The sequence below is a fragment of the Streptomyces sp. NPDC029151 genome, from assembly GCF_055564315.1.
The window spans coordinates 215,480-239,371 of sequence record NZ_JBVHWQ010000008.1 but is presented as its reverse complement, the minus strand read 5'-3'; the positions used below and the strand labels follow the sequence as shown (position 1 = coordinate 239,371).

General features: G+C 69.3%; 21 protein-coding genes and 1 tRNA gene. 9 read left to right on the top strand and 13 right to left on the bottom strand.

Features of this window, described 5'->3' with window-relative positions; translation table 11 throughout:
* Nucleotides 1-110: 110 nt before the first annotated feature.
* From ACZ4VF_RS28230 to dnaA, 9 genes are all read right to left on the bottom strand, one after another.
* Nucleotides 111-187: transfer RNA gene (locus ACZ4VF_RS28230), tRNA-Ile, on the bottom strand.
* A 112-nt stretch (nucleotides 188-299) separates the two neighbouring features.
* On the bottom strand, nucleotides 300-1,016 hold the full coding sequence (locus tag ACZ4VF_RS28225; RefSeq protein ID WP_467929430.1) for a DUF3566 domain-containing protein: 717 nt from the start codon (nucleotides 1,014-1,016) through the stop codon (nucleotides 300-302).
* An 18-nt stretch (nucleotides 1,017-1,034) separates the two neighbouring features.
* A complete protein-coding gene (gene gyrA / locus ACZ4VF_RS28220) occupies nucleotides 1,035-3,629 on the bottom strand; it encodes a DNA gyrase subunit A (RefSeq protein ID WP_467929429.1) in 2,595 nt (864 codons plus the stop codon).
* 42 nt (nucleotides 3,630-3,671) lie between these two features.
* On the bottom strand, nucleotides 3,672-5,753 hold the full coding sequence (gene gyrB / locus ACZ4VF_RS28215) for a DNA topoisomerase (ATP-hydrolyzing) subunit B (RefSeq protein ID WP_467929427.1): 2,082 nt from the start codon (nucleotides 5,751-5,753) through the stop codon (nucleotides 3,672-3,674).
* 395 nt (nucleotides 5,754-6,148) lie between these two features.
* Complete coding sequence (locus ACZ4VF_RS28210) at nucleotides 6,149-6,682, bottom strand: DciA family protein (protein ID WP_467929426.1); 534 nt, start codon at nucleotides 6,680-6,682, stop codon at nucleotides 6,149-6,151.
* Nucleotides 6,679-7,803, bottom strand: coding sequence for a DNA replication/repair protein RecF (gene recF, locus ACZ4VF_RS28205; protein ID WP_467929425.1), 1,125 nt, complete (start codon nucleotides 7,801-7,803; stop codon nucleotides 6,679-6,681). Before recF ends, ACZ4VF_RS28210 begins: the two co-directional genes overlap by 4 nt.
* A gap of 53 nt (nucleotides 7,804-7,856) precedes the next feature.
* Nucleotides 7,857-8,732 carry a phosphogluconate dehydrogenase (NAD(+)-dependent, decarboxylating) gene (gene gnd, locus ACZ4VF_RS28200; RefSeq protein ID WP_467929424.1) on the bottom strand — a complete coding sequence of 292 codons (876 nt, stop codon included), beginning with the start codon at nucleotides 8,730-8,732 and terminating at the stop codon, nucleotides 7,857-7,859.
* A 256-nt stretch (nucleotides 8,733-8,988) separates the two neighbouring features.
* Nucleotides 8,989-10,119, bottom strand: coding sequence for a DNA polymerase III subunit beta (gene dnaN, locus ACZ4VF_RS28195; RefSeq protein ID WP_467929422.1), 1,131 nt, complete (start codon nucleotides 10,117-10,119; stop codon nucleotides 8,989-8,991).
* 1,172 nt (nucleotides 10,120-11,291) lie between these two features.
* Nucleotides 11,292-13,241, bottom strand: a complete 1,950-nt coding sequence (dnaA, locus tag ACZ4VF_RS28190; RefSeq protein ID WP_467929421.1) for a chromosomal replication initiator protein DnaA — start codon at nucleotides 13,239-13,241, stop codon at nucleotides 11,292-11,294.
* Between the two features lie 396 nt (nucleotides 13,242-13,637).
* Here dnaA and rpmH point away from each other — a divergent pair, with 396 nt between their 5' ends.
* The 9 genes from rpmH (at nucleotide 13,638) to ACZ4VF_RS28145 (ending at nucleotide 20,464) form a co-directional block, all read left to right on the top strand.
* Nucleotides 13,638-13,775, top strand: coding sequence for a 50S ribosomal protein L34 (gene rpmH / locus ACZ4VF_RS28185; RefSeq protein ID WP_003956500.1), 138 nt, complete (start codon nucleotides 13,638-13,640; stop codon nucleotides 13,773-13,775).
* A gap of 21 nt (nucleotides 13,776-13,796) precedes the next feature.
* Nucleotides 13,797-14,168 (top strand): ribonuclease P protein component, encoded by a 372-nt coding sequence (gene rnpA, locus ACZ4VF_RS28180; protein WP_225100362.1) that lies wholly within the window; start codon nucleotides 13,797-13,799, stop codon nucleotides 14,166-14,168.
* On the top strand, nucleotides 14,165-14,530 hold the full coding sequence (yidD, locus tag ACZ4VF_RS28175; protein WP_189296617.1) for a membrane protein insertion efficiency factor YidD: 366 nt from the start codon (nucleotides 14,165-14,167) through the stop codon (nucleotides 14,528-14,530). The genes rnpA and yidD overlap by 4 nt, the downstream gene beginning before the upstream one ends.
* A gap of 3 nt (nucleotides 14,531-14,533) precedes the next feature.
* A complete protein-coding gene (gene yidC / locus ACZ4VF_RS28170; protein ID WP_467929419.1) occupies nucleotides 14,534-15,805 on the top strand; it encodes a membrane protein insertase YidC in 1,272 nt (423 codons plus the stop codon).
* A 15-nt stretch (nucleotides 15,806-15,820) separates the two neighbouring features.
* Entirely contained in the window at nucleotides 15,821-16,333 is a 513-nt protein-coding gene (locus ACZ4VF_RS28165; RefSeq protein WP_030344365.1) for a Jag family protein, read from the top strand.
* A gap of 116 nt (nucleotides 16,334-16,449) precedes the next feature.
* A complete protein-coding gene (gene rsmG, locus ACZ4VF_RS28160; RefSeq protein ID WP_467929418.1) occupies nucleotides 16,450-17,166 on the top strand; it encodes a 16S rRNA (guanine(527)-N(7))-methyltransferase RsmG in 717 nt (238 codons plus the stop codon).
* A gap of 301 nt (nucleotides 17,167-17,467) precedes the next feature.
* Nucleotides 17,468-18,541: a ParA family protein gene (locus ACZ4VF_RS28155; RefSeq protein ID WP_467929656.1), complete on the top strand. Its 1,074-nt coding sequence runs from the start codon at nucleotides 17,468-17,470 to the stop codon at nucleotides 18,539-18,541.
* Complete coding sequence (locus ACZ4VF_RS28150; protein WP_467929417.1) at nucleotides 18,538-19,638, top strand: ParB/RepB/Spo0J family partition protein; 1,101 nt, start codon at nucleotides 18,538-18,540, stop codon at nucleotides 19,636-19,638. Before ACZ4VF_RS28155 ends, ACZ4VF_RS28150 begins: the two co-directional genes overlap by 4 nt.
* Before the next feature lie 208 nt (nucleotides 19,639-19,846).
* Entirely contained in the window at nucleotides 19,847-20,464 is a 618-nt protein-coding gene (locus tag ACZ4VF_RS28145; protein ID WP_467929415.1) for a GNAT family N-acetyltransferase, read from the top strand.
* 62 nt (nucleotides 20,465-20,526) lie between these two features.
* On the opposite strand, the gene trxA is transcribed toward ACZ4VF_RS28145, so the two are convergent.
* The 4 genes from trxA to sigM form a co-directional block, all read right to left on the bottom strand.
* Nucleotides 20,527-20,859: a thioredoxin gene (gene trxA / locus ACZ4VF_RS28140; protein WP_467929414.1), complete on the bottom strand. Its 333-nt coding sequence runs from the start codon at nucleotides 20,857-20,859 to the stop codon at nucleotides 20,527-20,529.
* A 51-nt stretch (nucleotides 20,860-20,910) separates the two neighbouring features.
* Nucleotides 20,911-21,879 carry a thioredoxin-disulfide reductase gene (gene trxB, locus ACZ4VF_RS28135; protein WP_467929413.1) on the bottom strand — a complete coding sequence of 323 codons (969 nt, stop codon included), beginning with the start codon at nucleotides 21,877-21,879 and terminating at the stop codon, nucleotides 20,911-20,913.
* A gap of 157 nt (nucleotides 21,880-22,036) precedes the next feature.
* Nucleotides 22,037-22,999: an anti-sigma factor family protein gene (locus tag ACZ4VF_RS28130; RefSeq protein ID WP_467929411.1), complete on the bottom strand. Its 963-nt coding sequence runs from the start codon at nucleotides 22,997-22,999 to the stop codon at nucleotides 22,037-22,039.
* Nucleotides 22,996-23,787, bottom strand: a complete 792-nt coding sequence (gene sigM, locus ACZ4VF_RS28125) for an RNA polymerase sigma factor SigM (RefSeq protein WP_467929410.1) — start codon at nucleotides 23,785-23,787, stop codon at nucleotides 22,996-22,998. The genes ACZ4VF_RS28130 and sigM overlap by 4 nt, the downstream gene beginning before the upstream one ends.
* Between the last annotated feature and the right edge of the window lie 105 nt (nucleotides 23,788-23,892).

The following is a 23,892-nucleotide window of genomic DNA, read 5'->3' as shown; positions in this document are numbered from 1 at the left end:
CCCGTGCCCGTCCCGCCGCATCGCCGGGCACCCGGGAGGTCCGCTCCCCGGCCGATGCCGACCGTGAACGCCGAAGACCCCCAGCCGGTACCGACTGGGGGTCTTCGTATTGGTGGGGCTAACAGGATTTGAACCTGTGGCCTCATCCTTATCAGGGATGCGCTCTAACCAACTGAGCTATAGCCCCGCCGCGCTCTGCGGTGTGTGTCCCGCGCGCTGACTCCTGAAGATTAGCGCACGACCGGCTCAGTCCCAAAATCGGTTGCCGGGGGGCCGTCGGAACGCCGCTGGTCCGGGGGTCACTCGTCCTCGGCCAGCGTCAGCTCGACGCCGCCCACGAAGCCCGCCGAGAGGTTGTAGATGAACGCGCCGAGCGTCGCCAGCGCGGTGGCCAGGACCACGTCGATGACCGCGATGATCGTCGTGAAGGTCAGGACGTGGGGGAGCGACAGGAACGCCTGGAGGTCGAAGCCGTTCGCCTCGTTCGAGCCCGTCGCCTCCGAGATCGTGCCGCCGACCGTCGAGAACACGCCCATCGCGTCCAGGACCATCCACAGCACCGCCGAGGCGACGATCGTGCAGATGCCGAACGCGATCGACAGCAGGAAGCTGACCTTCATCACCGACCACGGGTCGGCCTTGGCCACCCGCAGCCGCGCCTTGCGGGTCCGCGGGGCCGTCGGCCGCACCCCCGTACGCGGCTTGCGCACCGCGCCGGCGGGCGCCTGCGCCGGATAGGCCTGCGGCGGGTGGTAGGGCCCGGCGGGCTCCTCCGCGTGCCGCTCGCCGGGAAGCGGCGACGCCGAGCCTCGGGTGTCCGCCACGGTTCCCCCCTGGGATTCCTGCTGGGATTCCTGCGTGCCGGAGGACTCCGCCACGGAAGCCTTCACCGGCTTCAGGTTGGTCGTGTGCGGGTCGCTCGCGCTCCCCGCACGCGCGGCGGAGCCACGGCCGCCGCCGTCCGTTTCCGTACCCGTCGAGGTACCGGCCGATCCGGCGCCCGTGGCTCCGCTCACGATGACTCACTCCTCGTGCTACTCGGCCGAGGGTGCCTCACCCTCGTCCGTACCGGTGGTCGCGGCGTCCTCGGCGGTCTCGTCCACGGCCACATCGCCGTCGACCTCCTCCGCCTCGCGCCCCGCCTCGGCGTTACGTGCGATACCGACCACGGCATCGCGCTTGCCCAGGTTGATCAGTTGGACGCCCATGGTGTCACGGCCCGTCTCCCTGACCTCGTTGACTCGCGTACGAATCACACCGCCGGAGAGGGTGATCGCGAGGATCTCGTCGTGCTCCTCGACAATCAGCGCGCCGACGAGCGAACCACGGTCCTCCACGATCTTGGCGGCCTTGATGCCGAGGCCACCGCGACCCTGGACGCGGTACTCGTCGACGGCGGTCCGCTTCGCGTACCCACCGTCGGTGGCAGTGAACACGAACGTACCGGGTCGCACCACATTCATCGAGAGAAGCTCGTCGCCCTCCCGGAAACTCATCCCCTTGACGCCGGAGGTGGCCCGGCCCATCGGGCGGAGCGAGTCGTCCGAGGCGGTGAACCGGATCGACTGTGCCTTCTTGCTGACCAGAAGGAGATCGTCGTCGGCCGACACCAGCTCGGCGCCGATCAGTTCGTCGTCCGTGCCGTCCTCCCGCTCGCGCAGGTTGATGGCGATGACACCGCCGGAGCGGGGCGAATCGTAATCCTTCAGAGGCGTCTTCTTGACCAGCCCGGACTTGGTGGCCAGCACCAGGTAGGGCGCCGCCTCGTAGTCACGGATGGCGAGGATCTCCGCGATCGCCTCGTCCGGCTGGAAGGCGAGCAGGTTCGCCACGTGCTGGCCGCGCGCGTCCCGGCCGGCCTCCGGCAGCTCGTACGCCTTCGCCCGGTACACCCGGCCCTTGTTGGTGAAGAACAGCAGCCAGTGGTGCGTGGTGGAGACGAAGAAGTGGTCGACGATGTCGTCTTCCTTCAGCTTCGTACCGCGCACGCCCTTGCCGCCGCGCTTCTGCGCCCGGTAGTCGTCCGTCTTCGTCCGCTTGACGTAGCCGCCGCGCGTGACGGTGACGACGATGTCCTCCTCGGCGATCAGGTCCTCGATGGACATGTCGCCCTCGTACGGGATCAGCTTGGTCTGGCGGTCGTCGCCGTACTTCTCGACGATCGCCGCCAGCTCCTCGCTGACGATCCCGCGCTGGCGGACCGGCGAGGCGAGGATCTCGTTGTACTCGTTGATCTTCGCCTGGAGTTCGTCGTGCTCCTGGACGATCTTCTGCCGCTCCAGGGCAGCCAGCCGCCGCAGCTGCATCTCCAGGATCGCGTTGGCCTGGATCTCGTCGATCTCCAGCAGCTCCATCAGGCCCGTGCGCGCCACGTCGACGGTGTCACTGCGCCGGATCAGGGCGATGACCTCGTCGATGGCGTCCAGGGCCTTCAGCAGACCGCGCAGGATGTGCGCCCGCTCCTCGGCCTTGCGCAGCCGGAACTTCGTCCGGCGGACGATGACCTCGATCTGGTGCGTCACCCAGTGGCGGATGAACGCGTCCAGGGACAGCGTGCGCGGCACACCGTCGACCAGCGCCAGCATGTTGGCGCCGAAGTTCGTCTGCAGGTCGGTGTGCTTGTACAGGTTGTTCAGCACGACCTTGGCGACCGCGTCCCGCTTCAGGACGATCACCAGGCGCTGGCCCGTACGGGACGACGTCTCGTCGCGGACGTCCGCGATCCCGCCGATCCTGCCGTCCTTCACCAGGTCGGCGATCTTCTGCGCCAGGTTGTCCGGGTTCACCTGGTACGGCAGCTCGGTCACCACCAGGCACTGCCGGCCCTGGATCTCCTCGACCTCGACCACCGCGCGCATCGTGATGGAGCCGCGCCCGGTGCGGTACGCCTCCTCGATGCCCTTGCGGCCCACGACCAGCGCGCCGGTCGGGAAGTCCGGGCCCTTGATGCGCTCCATGAGCGCGTCCAGCAGCTCCTCGTGGGAGACCTCGGGGTTCTCCAGGTACCACTGGGCGCCGGCCGCGACCTCGCGCAGGTTGTGCGGCGGGATGTTGGTCGCCATACCGACCGCGATACCGGCCGAGCCGTTGATCAGCAGGTTCGGGAAGCGGGCCGGCAGGACGGTCGGCTCCTGGGAGCGGCCGTCGTAGTTGTCCGTGAAGTCGACGGTCTCCTCGTCGATGTCCCGGACCATCTCCATCGACAGCGGCGCCATCTTGCACTCGGTGTAGCGCATCGCCGCCGCCGGGTCGTTGCCCGGGGAGCCGAAGTTGCCGTTGGAGTCCACCAGCGGCATCCGCATCGACCACGGCTGGGCGAGGCGCACCAGCGCGTCGTAGATCGAGGAGTCGCCGTGCGGGTGGTAGTTGCCCATGACGTCGCCGACGACACGGGCGCACTTGTAGAAACCGCGCTCGGGGCGGTAGCCGCCGTCGTACATCGCGTACAGCACACGGCGGTGGACGGGCTTGAGGCCGTCCCGGACGTCGGGCAGCGCGCGGGACACGATGACGGACATCGCGTAGTCGAGGTACGAGCGCTGCATCTCCGTCTCGAGCCCGACGGGCTCGACACGCATCGCGAGTTCGCCGCCCTCTTCAGGGGTGACGGGAGTGTTCTCGTCGGCCATTGCTGGTGAAGATCCTTCCTGGTGCGGTCAGCTGAGACCGACTCAGATGTCGAGGAAGCGGACGTCCTTGGCGTTGCGCTGGATGAACTGGCGCCGGGCCTCGACGTCCTCGCCCATCAGGACCGAGAACAGGTCGTCGGCCTGCGCGGCGTCGTCCAGGGTGACCTGGCCGAGAACGCGGTGCTCCTGGTCCATCGTGGTCACGCGCAGCTCCTCGGCGTTCATCTCGCCGAGGCCCTTGAAGCGCTGGATCGAGTCCTCGCGGACCCGCTTGCCGCGCTGCCGGCCCATCTCGATCAGCGCGTCGCGCTCGCGGTCCGAGTAGGCGTACTCCACGTCGTCCCGGCCCCACTTGATCTTGTACAGCGGGGGACGGGACAGGTACACGTGCCCGGCCTCGACCAGCGGCCGCATGAAGCGGAACAGGAAGGTCAGCAGCAGGGTGCTGATGTGCTGGCCGTCGACGTCGGCGTCCGCCATCAGGATGATCTTGTGGTAGCGGAGCTTCTCGATGTCGAAGTCCTCGTGCACACCCGTGCCGAAGGCCGAGATCAGCGCCTGGATCTCCTGGTTCTGCAGGATCTTGTCGATCCGCGCCTTCTCCACGTTGAGGATCTTGCCGCGGATCGGGAGGATCGCCTGGTACTGCGGGTTCCGGCCGGACTTGGCCGAGCCGCCGGCGGAGTCGCCCTCGACGATGAAGATCTCGCACTTGGCCGGGTCGTTGGACTGGCAGTCGGCCAGCTTGCCCGGCAGCGACGCCGTCTCCAGCAGACCCTTGCGCCGCGTCAGGTCGCGCGCCTTGCGGGCCGCCACGCGCGCGGTGGCCGCCTGGATGCCCTTGCGGACGATGTCCGCGGCCTCGACCGGGTTGCGGTCCAGCCAGTCGTTGAGGTGCTCGTAGACCGCCTTCTGCACGAAGGTCTTGGCCTCCGTGTTGCCCAGCTTGGTCTTCGTCTGGCCCTCGAACTGCGGCTCGCTCAGCTTGACCGAGATGATCGCCGTCAGACCCTCACGGATGTCGTCACCGGTGAGGTTGTCGTCCTTCTCACGGAGCAGCTTCTTGTCGCGCGCGTACTTGTTGATCAGCGACGTCAGCGCGGCCCGGAAGCCCTCCTCGTGCGTACCGCCCTCGTGGGTGTGGATGATGTTCGCGAAGGAGTACACACCCTCGCTGTAGCCACTGTTCCACTGCATGGCGACCTCGAGGGACAGGCTCTTGTCCCTGTCCTCCGCCTCCAGCGAGACGACCGTCGGGTGAACCGCCTCGCCCTTGCGGGAGTTGAGGTACTTCACGAAGTCGACGATGCCGCCCTCGTAGTGGTACGTGACGGTCTTGACCTCGGCCTTCTCGTCGGCCCCCGCCTCGTCCGCGCCGGCGACCGCCTTCGCCGACTCCCGCTCGTCGGTGAGCCGGATCGTCAGGCCCTTGTTGAGGAACGCCATCTCCTGGAAACGCCTCGACAGCGTCTCGAAGGAGTACTCGGTGGTCTCGAAGATCTCCGGGTCGGCCCAGAAGGTGACCGACGTGCCGGTCTCCTCGATCGCCTCGTGCTTGGCGAGGGGCGCCGTCGGCACGCCCATCTTGTAGTCCTGCGTCCAGCGGTGGCCGTCGGTCCTCACCTCGACGGCGACCTTGGTCGACAGCGCGTTCACGACGGACACACCGACACCGTGCAGACCACCGGAGACGGCGTACCCGCCGCCGCCGAACTTGCCGCCCGCGTGCAGCACGGTCAGCACGACCTCGAGGGCCGGCTTGCCCTCGGAGGGCACGATGCCCACCGGGATGCCACGGCCGTTGTCGACGACGCGCACGCCGCCGTCGGCGAGGATCGTCACGTCGATGGTGTCCGCGTAACCGGCCAGCGCCTCGTCGACCGAGTTGTCGACGACCTCGTACACCAGGTGGTGCAGGCCGCGCTCGCCCGTGGAGCCGATGTACATGCCGGGCCGCTTGCGGACCGCGTCCAGCCCTTCGAGCACGGTGATGGCGCTGGCGTCGTAGGACGCGGAGGCCACGGCGGACTCCGGGGCCTCGGCGTTCACGCCGGCGTCGGTGGACGGGATGTTCTCGTTGGGGTTGCCGGAATCGGCCACGAAGCGCCCTTTCTGGCACAGCACGAGCCGGGCTCGTCGGCAGGTTGCCGGAGCGGCTGCGGCATGTTGCGTTGGTAAGCCTTGATCAGCGTTGCTCAGCTTTTCCCGGGCGGTCCCCACGTTGGGGCGGGATTGTCTTCCAGTCTACCGGTAGCACTGACATCGATGGGGGTTTGCCGGTACCTGAGCCCCCATGTGCCGCCCTCAACCGGTCTCGGCCGGGTCCCGATATGCGGAAGGGGGCTCCGAGGGGCTCACAGCGGCACTCAGCGCTTCGAGCCGTCAACCCTTGGCTACTCCCGGGTCAGATGGCGCTCCCCGCCCGGATCCGGGCATGCCGGGACACCCGTACGAGGGCCGTACGAAGAGGCGAACAGAGCCGCGGCGGCACCACCGCCGACGTCAGGACGTGAGGTACGTCACCCGTACGTATCGCCGGGACCCGTACTGCCCGGAGCCCGGAGCGGGCCGTAGCGGCGGGCCGGACCGCCGGGGTTGAGCACCTTGATCATCCGAACGGTGCCGTGCCCCAGATCCTCGTTGAGGCGGGCGACCAACGCGGGCGCCAGGTGCCGCAGCTGGGTCGCCCAGGCCGTCGAGTCGCACTGCACGACCAGCACGCGCTCGTCCTCGTCGTAGCGCTGCGGCACACAGTGCTTGGCCAGGTCCTCGCCGACGATCTGCGGCCAGCGGCCCATCACCCCGCCCACCGCGGCCGGCGCCTCCCAGCCCCGCTCCGTGATCAGCCGGTTGATCGCCGCCCCGAGCGCCATCGGGTCACGGCCGTCGGCCCGCGCGCCGGAGCGCAGCCCGCCACCCCTGCGCGCCTGCTTCTTCTGCCGCGCCGCGTCCCCCCGCGCGCGTGCCTGCTCCCTCGCCGCGCGCAACGCCACGCGCGCGAGGTCGACACCGGAGGGGTCCTTCTTGTCCGGGGCGGGCTTCTCGGCGCTCATACGCGCTCCACCGCCCCGTCCGCCACCGCGTACCGGGCACCGGCCAGCACATGCGGCACGTCGTCGTCCACGGCCGCCGTGACCAGCACCTGCTCGCCGGGCGCGACCAGCTCCGCCAGCCGCTCGCGGCGGCGGGCGTCCAGCTCGGCAAAGACGTCGTCCAGGATCAGCACCGGCTCGTTGCCCTCGGCCCGCAGCAGGTCGTACGAGGCCAGCCGCAGCGCGAGCGCGTAGGACCAGGACTCGCCGTGCGAGGCGTACCCCTTGGCCGGCAGCTGCCCGAGCTTGAGCACCAGGTCGTCCCGGTGCGGACCGACGAGGGTGACACCCCGCTCGATCTCCTGCTTGCGCGCCTCCGCCAACGCCGCCGTCAGCTGCGCGTACAGCCCCTCGCGCGTGTGCGCCTCACCCGGCGCCGACGGCTTGTACTCCAGCGCCACCGGGCCCCCGCCGGGGGCCAGCTGCTCGTACGCCTTGTCGGCCAGCGGCTGCAGCGCGGCGATCAGATCCATCCGCTGCGCCAGCAGCTCCGCGCCCGCGCGCGCGAGGTGCTGGTCCCACACGTCGAGCGTGGACAGATCCGCCTCCCTCCGCCCGCCGTGCCGGCGCGCGAGGGCAGCGGTCTTCAGCAGGGTGTTGCGCTGCTTGAGCACCCGCTCGTAGTCGGAGCGGACCCCCGCCATCCGCGGCGACCGCGCGGTGATCAGCTCGTCCAGGAACCGCCGCCGCTCACCCGGGTCGCCCTTGACGAGGGCGAGGTCCTCGGGCGCGAACAGCACGGTCCGTACGATCCCCAGCACGTCCCGGGGCCTGACCTGCGAGGACCGGTTGACGCGGGCGCGGTTGGCCTTCCCCGGGTTCAGCTCCAGCTCGATCAGCTGCTGCCGCTCGCCCTGCCGGACCTGTGCCCGGATCACCGCCCGCTCGGCGCCCATGCGCACCAGGGGCGCGTCGGAGGCGACCCGGTGGCTGCCGAGCGTCGCCAGGTACCCGACCGCCTCCACGAGGTTGGTCTTGCCCTGCCCGTTGGGGCCGACGAAGGCGGTGACGCCCGGGTCGAGCGGAACCTCGGCCCGGGCGTACGAGCGGAAGTCGGCCAGCGAGAGATGCGTGACGTGCATGGTCGTGCGCCGACCTCCCCCAGGGTTGTGGATCGCGGGGGCGACCCTGTGGACTACTTCTTCTCTACGGCGTGACCACCGAACTGGTTGCGCAGCGCGGCGATCATCTTCATCTGCGGCGAGTCCTCCTGACGGGAGGCGAACCGCGCGAACAGCGACGCGGTGATCGCCGGCAGCGGCACCGCGTTGTCGATGGCGGCCTCCACAGTCCAGCGTCCCTCACCGGAGTCCTGTGCATAACCGCGCAGCCCGTCCAGGTGCTCGTCCTCGTCCAGCGCGTTCACCGCCAGGTCCAGCAGCCAGGACCGGATGACGGTGCCCTCCTGCCACGAGCGGAACACCTCGCGGACGTCCGTGACGGAGTCGACCTTCTCCAGCAGCTCCCAGCCCTCGGCGTAGGCCTGCATCATGGCGTACTCGATGCCGTTGTGGACCATCTTCGCGAAGTGGCCGGCGCCGACCTTGCCCGCGTGCACCGCACCGAAGTCGCCTTCCGGCTTCAGCGCGTCGAAGACCGGCTGCACCTTGGCGACGTGCTCGGCGTCGCCGCCGTACATCAGCGCGTACCCGTTCTCCAGGCCCCAGACGCCGCCGGAGACGCCGCAGTCCACGAAGCCTATGCCCTTGGCGGCCAGCTGCTCGGCGTGCTTCTCGTCGTCCGTCCAGCGGGAGTTGCCGCCGTCCACGACCACGTCGCCGGGCTGCAGCAGCTCGGCGAGCCGGTCGACGGTCGACTGGGTGGCCTCGCCGGCCGGGACCATCACCCAGACCACGCGCGGGCCGCTGAGCTTGCCCACAAGCTCTTCCAGGCTGTGGACGTCCGCGAGGTCCGCGTTGCGGTCGTATCCGACGACGGTGTGGCCCGCGCGGCGGATCCGCTCGCGCATGTTGCCGCCCATCTTGCCGAGGCCGACGAGACCGAGCTCCATCAGTTGTGTCCTTAGGTCGCTGTGTGGCGTGACAGGCACCGCAGTGCCGAGCCGAGCCTAAACCCGACCATGCCTGCACAGCTGTGGGCATACGCGCTCATGCGATGCCCCGCTGACCTGCGAGGACGTAGCTGCGGCCCACCGCGCCGACAGGCGTCGGCGGGCGCCGGCCCGGGCGGCCGGTCACAGCCCCGGATACCCACACCGGGCACCCGGAACTGTCCACAGCTGTGGAGAACCCCGGCCGCCGAGAAGGTCAGCCGCTGAGCCGCACCGGCATGATCAGGTACTTGTACGCGTCGTCGGCCTCGGCGTCCACCGCGGGCTTCCCGCTGAGCAGCGCCGGCTTCGTGGACGTGGTGAACGACAGCTGCGCCACCGGCGAGTCGATCGCGCTCAGACCGTCCAGCAGGAACGTGGGGTTGAAGGCGATCGAGATGTCGTCGCCCTCCAGCTGCGCGTCGACCCTTTCCACAGCCTGTGCGTCGTCGCTCGACCCGGCCTCCAGGATCAGCACGCCCTGCTCGAAGCTCAGCCGGACCGGCGTGTTCCGCTCGGCCACCAGCGCCACACGCTTCACGGCCTCCACGAACGGCGCGGTCTCGATCACGGCGACGGAGTTGAACTCGGTCGGGAACAGCGTCCGGTACTTCGGCAGGTCGCCCTCGAGCAGACGCGTCGTCGTACGCCGCCCCGCGCCCTCGAAGCCGATCAGGCCCTCACCGGCACCGGAGCCGGACAGCGCCAGCGTGACGGTGTCCCCGGCGCCCAGCGACTTCGCGGTGTCCAGCAGCGTCTTGGCCGGGACCAGGGCGACGGCGGAGGCGTCCGGGTTCTCCGGCTTCCACAGGAACTCGCGGACCGCGAAGCGGTAGCGGTCGGTGGAGGCCAGGGTGACCGTGTCGCCCTCGATCTCGATGCGCACACCGGTGAGCACCGGCAGCGTGTCGTCCCGGCCGGCCGCGATGGCCACCTGGGAGACGGCGGCGGCGAAGACCTCGCCGGGCACCGTGCCGGTCGCGTTCGGCATCTGCGGCAGCGCCGGGTACTCCTCCACAGGCAGGGTGTGGAGGGTGAACCGCGAGGAGCCGCACACCACGGTCGCCCGTACACCGTCTGTGGAAATCTCCACCGGGCGGTTGGGGAGGGCCCGGGAGATGTCGGCGAGCAGCCGGCCGGAGACGAGGACGGTGCCCTCCTCCTCGACCTCCGCCTCGACGTTCACGCGCGCGGAGACCTCGTAGTCGAAGCTCGACAGGCTCAGCTTGCCGTCCTCCGCCTTCAGCAGCAGGCCGGCGAGGACAGGCGCCGGCGGACGGGCCGGGAGGCTGCGTGCCGCCCAGGCCACTGCCTCCGCGAGTACGTCGCGTTCCACCCGGATCTTCACCGTAAGCCGCCTCCTGCTGTTGCTACTGAGTCCTCCGACTCGGTGTCACGCCCCACTGCGACGGGAAGGACACCGGGGACCAGTCTGACGCACGGCACTGACAGTAGGTGCCCGTCGGGGTCAAGTCGGTCCGAGGGGCAGCCGGGCGCGAAGCAGCGAGTTGTGCACAGGCCCCGCTTCAAAGCGATTCCCGAGCCTTCTCTAGTCGGGAGTAGTAGTAGGGCCTGTGGATACCGTGGATAACCGCGTTTTCCCAGCTCAGTGCGGGTTTTTTATCCACCGACCCTGTGGGTGGAGGCAGTGGACAACCGGGGCCTTCTGTGGAGAACGGAAAGTTCTGCACACGGCGCCCACAGGCTGAGGGCAGTTCTCCCCAGCTGTGTCCCCAGGAATACCCCGGTTTCCCACACCCCAACCCGGCAACTTCCTGTGACGCCTTTCACTCGAAGCCGTGAGCGGGGGTGCCGGGTTGCCGAACAGTGGACAGCGCTGTGGAGAAGGGGCGGATCGCTGGGGACAACCGCCCCCAGCCTGTGGGGCACCGGTGGACAACTCCTTCCCCCGGTTGCCGGTCTTCGCGTTGTCCACAGCCTGTGGAGATCGTTCGTCCACGATTCCACAGGCTGCTGAGCTGGGCAGAAGCCACAGAGCCAGCTTCCCTGTGGACACAGTTCGGGACAACTCCGCAGTCCCCAGGATGTGGACGGAAGAAAGTCACCGAATCTGTGGAGAGTGGCCGTAACCCGGCAAGTAATCGAACACCGGATGACGACGGAGCAACCCCGCCCACTTCACCCGGGACCCTGCCCGGGGGCGCTGGAGGCCCCTTCGAGGCCGCTGTGGGCGCTGCCGGGGTCGCTGCGAGTGACCGTGGGGGGCCGGGGCGGGGCCGCCGGGGGTGATCGCGGGTCCCGCTGACGAGCACCGCTGACTGCCGTCCGGGCGAGGTTGTCGCCGGGACGCCCGGAGTCCCTCCGGCCTCGTAGGGCCTCTCTCGTAAGGCCTCTCGTAAGGCCTCTCGTAGGGCCGTCCGGAGCGCCCGGGGACCGCCGTGGGACTGCTCGTAGCGCCGCTGGGCTGCGGCCCACCGGGCCTCCGGGGGATGCAGAAGGGCGCCCCGGGAGCGTGTCCCGGGGCGCCCTCGCCTGGTGCGTCGCCGTACGGCTGTCGCCTCAGCCGTTCTTGATGCGGTTGGTCAGCTCCGTGACCTGGTTGTAGATCGAGCGCCGCTCGGCCATCAGCGCCCGGATCTTCCGGTCGGCGTGCATGACCGTCGTATGGTCCCGCCCCCCGAACTGCGCACCGATCTTCGGCAGCGACAGATCCGTCAGCTCCCGGCACAGGTACATGGCGATCTGCCGGGCCGTGACCAGCTGCCGGCCCCGCGAGCTGCCGCACAGGTCCTCGACCGTGAGCCCGAAGTAGTCCGCGGTCGCCGCCATGATGGCCGTCGCGGTGATCTCCGGCGTCGAGTCCTCGCCCCCGGGGATCAGGTCCTTCAGGACGATCTCGGTCAGGCCCAGGTCCACCGGCTGCCGGTTGAGCGAGGCGAACGCCGTCACCCGGATCAGCGCGCCCTCCAGCTCACGGATGTTGCGCGAGATGCGCGAGGCGATGAACTCCAGCACCTCCGGCGGGGCATTGAGCTGCTCCTGCACCGCCTTCTTGCGGAGGATCGCGATCCGCGTCTCCAGCTCCGGCGGCTGGACGTCGGTGATCAGACCCCACTCGAAACGGTTGCGCAGCCGGTCCTCCAGCGTGACCAGCTGCTTGGGCGGCCGGTCGCTGGAGAGCACGATCTGCTTGTTGGCGTTGTGGAGCGTGTTGAAGGTGTGGAAGAACTCCTCCTGCGTCGACTCCTTGTCCGCGAGGAACTGGATGTCGTCGACGAGCAGGATGTCCATCTCGCGGTACCGCTTGCGGAAGCTGTCGCCCTTGCCGTCGCGGATGGAGTTGATGAACTCGTTGGTGAACTCCTCCGAGCTGACGTACCGCACGCGGGTGCCCGGGTAGAGGCTCCGCGCGTAGTGGCCGATCGCGTGCAGCAGGTGCGTCTTGCCGAGCCCGGACTCCCCGTAGATGAACAGGGGGTTGTACGCCTTCGCCGGCGCCTCGGCGACCGCGACCGCCGCCGCGTGCGCGAAGCGGTTGGAGGCCCCGATGACGAACGTGTCGAACAGGTACTTCGGGTTCAGGCGCGCGGTCGGCTCGCCGGGGCCGCTCGCCGGCGCCGGCTGCGCGGCCAGCGGACCGGGGGCGCCGGTCGCGGGCATGTCCGGACGGCCGGGGCCGCCCCGGTGCGCCGGCGGCTCGGACAGCTCACGGCGGACCGGGTCACGCTGGTCGTACTCGGCCCGGGCCGGCTCGTAGTCGGAGCGCGCGGAGTCGTAGTCCTGGCGGGAGGGTTCGTACTCGCCGCGCGGGGTGTCGTAGTCGCCGCGCTGCTGCTCGTACGATGGCCGGTCCATGCCCTTCGGGCGGTAGTCCTGGGACGGCGAGCCGTAGGCGTCCGCGCCGGAGCCGTAGGAGTCCTGGGACGACGGCGAGGCGTACGGGTCCCGCTCGGGGAAGCCGAGCCGGGGCTGCTGCCAGCCGTAGTCGTCCTGGCCGGGGCGCGGCCAGGCGCCGGGCTCGGGGCGGTGGTACTCGGAGGGGTAGGCCGGGCGGACGGTGGGGAGCTGGTCCGGACGCGCGGGCGGGTGCTCCGTGCGCGGCTCGGTGCCCGGGAGCTGCTCTCCGCGGTGGCGGCCGTAGCCCTCGTACGGCCCGGAGGGCAGCTCCGGCTCCTCGTAGCGCGGCTTCGGGGTCTGCTGGGCGGGCGGTGCCGCGGGGGCCGGCGGTTCACCCGCCGAGTCGTCCACGGTGATCGCGATCCGGATGGGGCGGCCGCACTCACGGCTCAGCGTCTCGCTCACGACGGGCGCGAGACGGCCCTCCAGTACGTTCTTCGCGAATTCGTTCGGCACGGCGAGCAGGGCGGTGTCCGCGACCAGGGCGAGGGGCTGGCAGCGCCGGATCCAGTGCTCGTCCTTCGCCTCCACACCCTGTCCGCGGCCCTCGCCGAGGAGCTGCTCCAGTACGCGTGGCCACACTGCGGCAAGATCGGCAGGTACGTCAGCCACAGGGCACGCTCTCTCACAGGTCCCACGAACGTGTGGTTCGGGGACGGGTCGGGATGAAATCCGGGTGGGTGGACGGGGGCGGTCCCGCTCGGGCGGGGACAAAGGAACGAATCGGAGTCCAGTCACGGTAGTCAGCGCGGCGGGTACGGTTCAAGTTGTTGTCCCCAGCCTGTGGACAGTGTCTCCCGCCGCTCCCCGGTTTGACCGGATGGCGTAGCCCCGCGTACCGTAACCAGGTCGAGTTGTCGATGGCTGCTGCCGCCTGCCTCCGATGGGCACAGGTCACGTCAGGTGATCGGGAAGCGGTGCACTCGGGCGTGACGCGAGCTACTCGTGGGCGCACGGTGACAGCCAAGACGGCACCCCGCCACTACTGATTCTTTCTGGAGCCCCCGAGTGAGCAAGCGCACCTTCCAGCCGAACAACCGTCGTCGCGCGAAGACCCACGGCTTCCGGCTGCGTATGCGCACCCGTGCCGGCCGCGCGATTCTCGCGTCCCGCCGTAGCAAGGGTCGCGCCCGTCTGTCCGCCTGATCCCGATCAGGTCATGACGTCGTGCTGCCCACCGAGAACCGGCTGAGGCGGCGCGAGGACTTCGCGACCGCGGTACGACGGGGTCGTCGGGCCGGACGCCCGACCCTCGTCGTCCACCTTCGTAGCGGTGCCACGGACCCGCACGCGCCTGGGGAGAGCGCTCCCCCGACGCGTGCGGGTTTCGTCGTGAGCAAGGCCGTGGGTGGCGCGGTCGTGCGCAACACAGTGAAGCGCAGACTGCGCCATCTGATGCGTGACCGAGTCGCCCTGTTTCCCCCCGGTAGCCTGGTAGTCGTACGAGCGCTGCCCGGATCGGGCGACGCAGACCACGCACAGCTGGCCCGAGACCTGGACGCCGCTCTTGAGCGGCTGCTGGGAGGGGGCGCGCGATGAAGTACCCACTACTGGCCCTGATCAAGCTGTACCAGTGGACGATCAGTCCACTGCTGGGGCCGGTGTGCAAGTACTACCCGTCGTGCTCCCACTACGGCTACACGGCCATCGACCGGCACGGTGCGATCAAGGGCACGGCACTCACCGCCTGGCGCATCCTCCGGTGCAATCCGTGGTCGCTGGGCGGTGTGGACCATGTTCCGCCGCGTAAGCGCCCACGGTGGCACGAAATACTGCGCAACGCGTGGCGCGCACGCAGGGGCGGGCCCTCCGCCGCCGAACCGGCCACCGAAGCGAATCTTGCTTCCGAGTCTCCTTCGAGCCCGGCCGCAGAGACCTCGTCCCATGCCCAAGGAGCATGATTAGTGGACACGATTGCCAGCCTTTTCAGTTTCATCACCTGGCCCGTCTCCTGGGTCATCGTCCAGTTCCACAAGGTGTACGGGGCGATCTTCGGCCCTGACACCGGATGGGCCTGGGGCCTGTCCATCGTGTCCCTGGTGATCCTGATCCGCATCTGCCTGATCCCGCTCTTCGTGAAGCAGATCAAGTCGACGCGCGCGATGCAGACGCTCCAGCCGGAGATGAAGAAGATCCAGGAGCGCTACAAGAACGACCGGCAGCGTCAGTCCGAAGAGATGATGAAGCTGTACAAGGAGACGGGCACCAACCCGCTCTCCTCGTGCCTTCCCATCCTGGCGCAGTCCCCGTTCTTCTTCGCCCTGTACCACGTGCTCAACGGCATCGCGACGGGCAAGACGATCGGCGTCATCAACGAGCCGCTGCTCGCCAGCGCCCGGCACGCCCACATCTTCGGCGCCCCGCTGGCCGCCAAGTTCTTCAGCAGCGAGAGCCAGATCACCGCCCTCGGCGCCTCGCTGACCGACGTCCGCGTCGTCACCGCGATCATGATCGTGATGATGTCGGCGTCGCAGTTCTACACGCAGCGCCAGCTGATGACGAAGAACGTCGACACCACGGTGAAGACGCCGTTCATGCAGCAGCAGAAGATGCTGATGTACGTCTTCCCGGTCATGTTCGCCGTCTTCGGTGTGAACTTCCCGGTCGGTGTCCTCGTCTACTGGCTGACCACCAACGTGTGGACCATGGGCCAGCAGATGTACGTCATCCACAACAACCCGACCCCGGGTTCCAAGGCCCAGGCCGCCTACCTGGAGCGCCTGACCAAGCACGTCACGCAGCACGGCAAGATCCGCCGGCGCAGCGAGAAGGTCATCGTCAAGGCGATCGTCGCCAAGGGCCGCGACCGCAACGAGTTCGAGCGCAAGTTCATCAACGCGCTGAACAAGGCCGGCCTCGCCGCCCAGCCCGACGGCACCGTGACCAGGAGCACCGCCCAGGCCGCGGAGCAGACCGAGGAAGGCGCGGTCACCGGCACCGCGACGGCCACCGCCGCCCGGCGCCAGCAGCCCAAGCGCCAGAGCAAGTCCCAGCGTCAGTCGGGTACGCCCAAGCAGGCGGGTGACACCCCGTCGCTGGAGAAGTCCGACGAGCCGCAGGACGCCCGGCCCGCTGCCCAGCAGCCCCAGAAGTCCGGCTCCGGCACCCGCAGCAAGGCCCAGTCCGGCCAGCGCAAGGGTGGCCCGCAGCGGCCCAAGTCCCCGTCCAAGAAGTAAGAAGGAGCCCATCCCGTGACGGAAGGCACCACCTCCGCCGCTGCCGAGGGTGCAGACACCCTCACTCGCCTGGAGCAGGAAGGTGAGATCGCGGCGGACTACCTGGAGGGTCTGCTGGACATCGCCGACCTCGACGGCGACATCGACATGGACGTCGAGGCCGACCGCGCCTCCGTGTCGATCATCAGCGACACCGGCAGCCGCGACCTGCAGAAGCTGGTCGGCCGGGACGGCGAGGTGCTGGAGGCGCTGCAGGAGCTGACGCGCCTGGCGGTGCACCGGGAGACCGGCGACCGCAGCCGGCTGATGCTGGACATCGCGGAGTACCGGGCCAAGAAGCGGTCCGAGCTGTCCGAGCTGGGCGCCAAGGCCGCCGCCGAGGTGAAGAGCAGCGGCGAGCCCGTGAAGCTCAAGCCGATGACGCCGTTCGAGCGCAAGGTCGTGCACGACGCGGTCAAGGCCGCGGGTCTGCGCAGCGAGTCCGAGGGCGAGGAGCCGCAGCGCTTCGTCGTCGTACTGCCCGCCTGATCGGCCCCCTCGATTCACCGGCCCCGTCTGCCCGCAGGCGGGGCCGAACTTTGTCAGCCTGGTAGTTCTGGTGGCCGGCGCGCGAAGCGCCGGCGCTGTACGGAAGGACGGTCCCCGTGACGGAGGCAGCGGAGCTTCCCCCCGCGCCCGAGCAGGCGCGGGAAGTGTTCGGCGATCGCTTCGCCGATGCGGTGCGCTATGCGGAGCTGCTCGCGGAGGCGGGCGTGCAGCGGGGCCTGATCGGCCCGCGGGAAGTGCCCCGCCTGTGGGAGCGGCACCTGTTGAACTGTGCGGTGCTCTCCGAGGCCGTCCCCGAGGGGGTGACGGTCTGCGACGTCGGCTCCGGTGCCGGGCTGCCGGGTATCCCGCTGGCCCTGGTCCGCGACGACCTGAACATCACTTTGCTCGAGCCGCTGCTGCGGCGCACCAACTTCCTCAGCGAGGTCGTGGAGCTGCTCGGCCTGGACCATGTGACCGTGGTGCGCGGACGCGCCGAGGAGGTCATGGGCAAGCTGCCGCCGGTTCATGTGGTGACCGCCCGGGCCGTTGCCCCGCTGGACCGCCTGGCCACCTGGGGCATCCCGCTGCTGCGTCCGTACGGCGAGATGCTCGCGCTCAAGGGCGACACCGCCGAGGAGGAGCTGAAGGCCGCTGCCACCGCGCTCAGCAAGCTCGGTGCCGTGGAGACCTCCATCCTGCATGTGGGTGAAGGCGTGGTGGACCCGCCGTCCACGGTCGTACGGGTCGAGGTCGGCGAAAGCCCGGGTGGTGTGCGCTTCGCCGCGAAGCGTGCCAAGGCCGCGCGGACAGGACGGGCACGTCGGCGTCGCTGATCCGTCCTGACGACGAGACGTACTCCACACAAGCTGCCAAAGCTACGCAAGCCGGAGTGTCGCGAAGGTCCGGCCACAGCCGCTGTGCATCGTGTTTCACGTGAAACGTCGCTCACTGCTGCACGGCATCATCAGTCGTGGCCGCGCCGCGGCCGAACCTCGCGACCGGAAGCCTCTCGGTTCACTCCGCGAAGGCTCTGTCTCCCCGGAGACCCCGGCCCCCCCAAGGGGGATGGAGTTGTCCACAGAGGTGGATTTCTCCACAGAAGACCAGACCTCACTGGTTCACCACCCCGGAGACATGGGAGGCTCTGTTCATTGCGAGCCTGAAGTCGAGGAGAGTGAATCCTTGCGGTCCGACGCCAACATCGCGGGACCGATGACCGATCCGGTCCCCGGTCCCCGTACCGAGTCGATGGGGGCGGATGTTTCACGTGAAACACCGCCCCCGATGGACGACACTCCCATCGGTCGTGCGGCCCAACTGGCGGTGGAGGCTCTCGGCCGCGCCGGCGAAGGCCTGCCACGCCCGGAGCAGACCCGAATCATCGTGGTCGCCAACCAGAAGGGTGGCGTGGGCAAGACGACGACGACCGTCAACCTTGCCGCTTCGCTGGCTCTGCACGGCGGCCGCGTCCTGGTGATCGACCTCGACCCCCAGGGCAACGCGTCCACGGCCCTCGGGATCGACCACCACGCCGAAGTGCCGTCCATCTATGACGTGTTGGTCGAGAGCAGGCCGCTCGCCGAGGTCGTCCAGCCCGTTCTTGATGTGGAAGGTCTCTTCTGTGCCCCCGCCACCATCGATCTCGCCGGTGCGGAGATCGAGCTGGTGTCCCTGGTGGCCCGGGAAAGCCGGCTGCAGCGCGCCATCCAGGCGTACGAGCAGCCGTTGGACTACATCCTCATCGACTGCCCGCCCTCGCTCGGCCTGCTGACGGTCAACGCGCTCGTCGCGGGCGCCGAAGTCCTCATCCCGATCCAGTGCGAGTACTACGCACTGGAGGGCCTCGGCCAGCTCCTGCGCAACGTCGACCTGGTACGGGGGCACCTCAACCCCACCCTGCATGTGTCGACCATCCTGCTCACCATGTACGACGGCCGGACGCGTCTTGCCTCCCAGGTCGCGGAAGAGGTGCGCACCCACTTCGGCGACGAGGTGCTGCGGACGAGCATTCCCCGCTCCGTCCGTATCTCCGAGGCGCCGAGTTACGGGCAGACGGTGCTGACTTACGATCCAGGATCGAGCGGCGCCCTCTCGTATCTTGAGGCGGCCAGAGAAATCGCGCTGAAGGGCATCGGCATCGGCTACGACGCGAGCCAGGCCCACATCGGCGCCCAGAAAGACCCGAGCATGGTGGAGGGGATCCAGTGAGCGATCGACGGAGGGGGCTGGGCCGTGGTCTCGGCGCACTGATCCCCGCTGCCCCGACGGAGAAGACCCCGGCCCCGGCGGCGATGGGGGGCGGAGCGTCCGCCTCCCCCGCGGCCGTGCCGGTGCTGACGACCGACCGCGGGGTGGCCGCGGCGAAGGTGGCCACGCTGCCGCCGGTGGCACAGGAGACCGAGGCGGTCCAGGCACGCCCGGCCGCCGAGGTGCCCGCGCCTCCGATGGGGGCCCACTTCGCCGAGATCCCCCTCGACGCCATCACGCCGAACCCTCGCCAGCCGCGTGAGATCTTCGACGAGGACGCGCTGCAGGAACTGGTCACCTCCATCAAGGAAGTCGGTCTCCTGCAGCCCGTCGTGGTGCGGCAGCTGGGAGTCGGCCGCTATGAGCTGATCATGGGCGAGCGCCGCTGGCGCGCGTGCCGCGAGGCCGGCCTGGAAGCCATCCCGGCCATCGTCCGGGCCACGGATGACGAGAAGCTCCTCCTGGACGCGTTGCTGGAGAACCTGCACCGCGCGCAGCTGAACCCGATCGAAGAGGCCGCTGCCTACGACCAGCTGCTGAAGGACTTCAACTGCACCCATGACCAGCTGGCCGACCGGATCGGGCGCTCCCGTCCGCAGGTCTCCAACACCCTGCGGCTGCTGAAGCTCTCACCGACCGTCCAGAAGCGGGTGGCCGCCGGGGTTCTCTCGGCCGGCCATGCCCGGGCACTGCTGGCCGTCGAGGACTCGGAGGAGCAGGACCGCCTGGCACACCGGATCGTGGCCGAGGGGCTCTCGGTGCGGTCCGTGGAGGAGATCGTGACGCTGATGGGCTCGCGGCCGCAAAAGGCCTCGCGCTCCCGGGGTCCCCGGGCCGGTTCCGTGCCCTCTCCCGCGCTGAGCGAGCTGGCCACGCGTCTCTCGGACCGTTTCGAGACGCGGGTGAAGGTCGAGCTGGGCCAGAAGAAGGGCAAGATCACCGTCGAGTTCGCCTCCGCGGACGACCTTGAGAGGATCCTCAGCACGCTCGCCCCCGGCGAGAAGCTGGCCCTCCAGAAGAGCCTCCAGGGGAGCGACGGCGAGGAGCCGCAGGGCTGACCTCGGCCGGTGCCGCCCAGCGAGTCGGCGGAGCGGATCGTGTCCGGTGTGTACCGGAACACGGTCCGCTCTTTGCTTTGAGGCGGTATCGAGTGAATCGCATGGTGGATACGATGCGATCAGACATGGCACATCCATCGGACACCGTCTGCCCGCTCGGACAGCCGTTCGCGTTGACGACGGGCGAAGGAAGCGAGGATCAGCCTCCATGGGGCGTCGGCTCGTGCCGCTCACGCTGGACAACCTTCAGGACCTTCCCCACCGCTGCCGCTCGTGCGTCTTCTGGGAACTGGACCCGGTCAGCGGCGAAGCAGCGGTGAGGGCGGGCACCTCCGCGCAGGAGAAGGAAGCCTGGATCTCCGCCGTCCTGCTGGACTGGGGGTCGTGCGGTCGTGTGGTGTACGTCGACGACGTACCGGTGGGCTTCGTCCTCTACGCTCCGCCGGCCTATGTCCCCCGTTCGACGGCGTTCCCCACGAGCCCGGTGTCGCCGGACGCCGTCCAGCTGATCACGGCCTTCATCATGCCGGGCTATCAGGGGCAGGGACTGGGACGGGTGCTGGTGCAGACGGTCGCCAAGGATCTGCTGCGCCGGGGCTTCAAGGCGATCGAGGCGTTCGGAGACGCCCGCTGGAAGGAGCCCGCCTGCGTGCTGCCCGCCGATCATCTGCTGGCCGTGGGCTTCAAGACGGTCCGCCAGCATCCGGCGCACCCCCGGATGCGGCTGGAGCTGCGGTCCACGCTCTCCTGGAAGGAAGACGTGGAGATGGCACTCGACCGGCTCCTGGGGGCGGTCCAGAAGGAGCCGGCGCTGCGGCCGCTCTAGTCCGCTCTATGCGAATGGGCCAGCCCCGAGGGGGCTGGCCCATTCGTGTTTCACGTGAAACTTCACTCCGCGATGAACTCATCGAGGTCACGGAGAAGCGCGGCCTTCGGCTTCGCGCCGACGATGGTCTTGGTGACCTCGCCGCCCTGGTAGACGTTCAGGGTGGGGATGGACATGACGCCGTACTTCGCGGCCGTACCCGGGTTCTCGTCGATGTTCAGCTTCACGATCTCGATCTTGTCACCGTGCTCGGCGGCGATCGCCTCCAGGGACGGAGCGATCTGGCGGCACGGGCCGCACCACTCCGCCCAGAAGTCCACGAGGACGGGCTTGTCGTTCTTGAGGACTTCCTGATCGAAGGAGTCGTCGGTCACAATCTTCAGGTTGCCGGCCACGGGGGGCTCCTTACCTTTGGTCGTGCGGTGGGGCGGAGGGGAAGCGGAGGGTCAGACGGCGGTCTTCTCGGGTTCCGCCTGGTCCTCGTCCGCGAGGGCGGCGAGGAAGCGCTCGGCGTCGAGAGCGGCGGAGCAGCCGGTGCCGGCCGCGGTGATCGCCTGACGATAGGTGTGGTCGACCACGTCGCCGGCAGCGAAGACACCGGTCACGTTGGTGCGGGTGGACGGAGAGTCGACCTTCAGGTAGCCCTCCTCGTCCAGGTCCAGCTGGCCCTTGAACAGCTCGGTGCGCGGGTCATGGCCGATCGCGATGAACAGACCCGTCACGGGAAGCTCGGACAGCTCACCGGTCTTCAGGTTGCGCAGCTTCAGGCCGGAGAGCTTCTGGTCGCCCTGGACCTCGGCGACCTCACTGTCCCAGACGAACTTGATCTTTGGGTCGGCGAAGGCACGCTCCTGCATCGCCTTGGAGGCGCGCAGGGTGTCCCGGCGGTGGACGATCGTCACGGAGTTGGCGAACCGCGAGAGGAAGGTGGCCTCCTCCATCGCGGTGTCACCACCGCCGATCACGGCGATGTCATGGCCCTTGAAGAAGAACCCGTCACAGGTGGCGCACCAGGAGACGCCACGGCCGGAGAGCGCGTCCTCGTTGGGCAGGCCCAGCTTGCGGTGCTGGGAGCCGGTGGTGACGATGACGGCCTTCGCCCGGTGGACCGTGCCCGCGGTGTCGGTGACGGTCTTGATCTCACCGGTCAGGTCGACGGAGACGATGTCGTCCGGAACCAGCTCGGCGCCGAAGCGTTCGGCCTGCGCGCGCATGTTGTCCATGAGCTCGGGGCCCATGATGCCGTCGCGGAAGCCCGGGAAGTTCTCGACCTCGGTGGTGTTCATCAGCGCACCACCCGCGGTGACGGCGCCTTCGAACACCAGGGGCTTCAGCGACGCACGGGCGGTGTACAGCGCCGCCGTGTAGCCTGCGGGCCCGGAGCCGATGATGATCACGTTACGGACGTCGCTCACGGCTTGATTCCTCGTCTCTGGTCTGCGTCAGTCGACCGGTGGAAGGCCCTTTCGGGACTCTCACCCCACCCAACGGATCCTACGGGGCGCGCATTCCCGGTGTGTCCGGGCACACGCGTGCCCAGGGGCGACCGACCGAAGGAGTGTTCCAGCGGACTCAGGGACGCGCGACGGACTGCTTCAACAGGACCCTGCCGGCGGAGGCGTTCTCCTGGCGTACACAGGCCGTGTCGACCACATAAGCGGTGACCCGCTTGCTGTCCTGGGCGTCGGCCACCACCACCAGGTAGGCGGCCTTGCCGGCGTACGTTCCCGTCTTGGCACCCAGGACGTCAGCGCTCTGGTGGAGCGCCTGCCGGATGCAGTCGGGGACGGGGACCGCGGTCTGGATCAACGTGTTCGGAGCCTCGGTGGAAGGCGTCTCCGATCCGCCGCCGGGGTCCAAGCGGGGTTTGCCGCTGCCCCGCTGGAACGGCTTCTTGGCGGCGAGAAGGGCCTGTGCTTGGTGCTGCACGCTGTCGCCGGAGAAGGTCTCGGCGGAGGGAGTGGGAGTCCCGTGGGCCGTCGTGTGGTCGCCGCCGTCGCCCAACGACGTCAGAACCAGACTTCCGGCGCCCAGCACCGCCGCCGTGAGGACCGCCCCCACGACGAACCGGCCACGGCGCCGTCCCCGCTTGGCCTCCTTGCGCCCGGGGCCGGTCGCCGCGCGCGGACGGCCCGCCGGGCGGTCGGCGGCGGGATCGGTGAGTTGTTCAGTGGCGCGCTCGGCAGCGCGTTCCACTGCGAGCCCAGCGGCGCGGTCGGTGGAGCGTTCGGTGCGGGACGATGTTTCACGTGAAACACGGCCTGTGGTGTCGTCGTCGGCGAACGCCGGCAGCACTTCCGCGGCGAGCGCGGTGTCGATGCGCGCCGCCACATCGGCCGGCATCGCTTCCGGCTCCGGCACGGAGCCCAGCAGGTCCCGGATCTCCTCCAGTGAGGCATGCACGTCCGCGCACGACTCGCACGCGTCCAGATGACGCTGTATATCCGTGCTGCGCTCCGGCGCCAGCAGGCCCTCGGTGAGGTCGGAGATCTCCGCGACGTCCGGGTGCCCGGCCGTGTCTGTCGTGGAAGTCACGCTCGCCCACCTCCGCCCTTCACTACGGCTGAATCGCTCGGTCCCGTTTCTTCGTGGCGCCCGCTGGGCGGCCCCGTTGCCGGTGGGACGGATGACCCCTGTCCGCGGTTCCGCCCCGGGCCGGTTTCTTTCCCGGCCCGGGCCCCGTCCGATCGCGGTCTCGCGGCGCCTTCGGGCCGGAGATGGGTGACCAGGGGGAGGAGTCTGGCCCGGCCGCGGGCGCACCGGCTCTTCACCGTCCCCGTGGGCACGTCCAGGATCCGCGCGGCCTCCGCCACGGGATAGCCCTGCATGTCGACCAGGACCAGAGCGGCTCGCTGCTCCGGCGGGAGCGTGGCGAGAGCCTCGAGGAGCTGGCGGTGCACGTCCTTCCGTTCGGCCGGCTCCGAGGCGGACTCGTACGGCTCCAGGAGCTGCTCCAGCCGCTCGGTGTCGTCGACCGGAGCCGTTTTCCGGGAGGCCGTCTTCCGCGCCCGGTCCAGGCAGGCGTTCACCGTGATCCGGTGCAGCCAGGTCGTGACAGCCGACTGCCCTCGGAAGGTGTGGGCGGCTCGGTAGGCCGAGACCAGGGCGTCCTGGACCGCGTCAGCGGCCTCCTCCCGATCTCCCAGCGTTCGCAGGGCGACCGCCCAGAGCCGGTCCCGGTGCCGTCTGACGATCTCGCCGAAGGCTTCCGGGTCACCTTGCACGTGGCGGGCGAGCAGGTCCGCGTCCGTCACCTCGGTGTCGATGTGATCACCTCTCGCGCCCGGCCCTCCCCGCAACGGCAACAGTTTTTGCCGTCCCATGAGGGCAGTCAAGGGCCTCTGATTCAGCCGCTGGTCATGTGACCCCTGATGAAAAGGGTGGGTTCCTTCTCCGTCCAGGAGAAGGAACCCACCCTCTTCCGCGTC

Coding starts and splice junctions, on each gene's coding strand:
- gyrA (WP_467929429.1), bottom strand. CDS start 3,629: ATGGCCGACGAGAACACTCCCGTCACCCCTGAAGAGGGCGGCGAACTC.
- ACZ4VF_RS28210 (WP_467929426.1), bottom strand. CDS start 6,682: ATGAGCGCCGAGAAGCCCGCCCCGGACAAGAAGGACCCCTCCGGTGTC.
- recF (WP_467929425.1), bottom strand. CDS start 7,803: ATGCACGTCACGCATCTCTCGCTGGCCGACTTCCGCTCGTACGCCCGG.
- gnd (WP_467929424.1), bottom strand. CDS start 8,732: ATGGAGCTCGGTCTCGTCGGCCTCGGCAAGATGGGCGGCAACATGCGC.
- yidD (WP_189296617.1), top strand. CDS start 14,165: ATGAAGTACCCACTACTGGCCCTGATCAAGCTGTACCAGTGGACGATC.
- ACZ4VF_RS28155 (WP_467929656.1), top strand. CDS start 17,468: ATGGGAGGCTCTGTTCATTGCGAGCCTGAAGTCGAGGAGAGTGAATCC.
- ACZ4VF_RS28145 (WP_467929415.1), top strand. CDS start 19,847: ATGGGGCGTCGGCTCGTGCCGCTCACGCTGGACAACCTTCAGGACCTT.
- sigM (WP_467929410.1), bottom strand. CDS start 23,787: ATGGGACGGCAAAAACTGTTGCCGTTGCGGGGAGGGCCGGGCGCGAGA.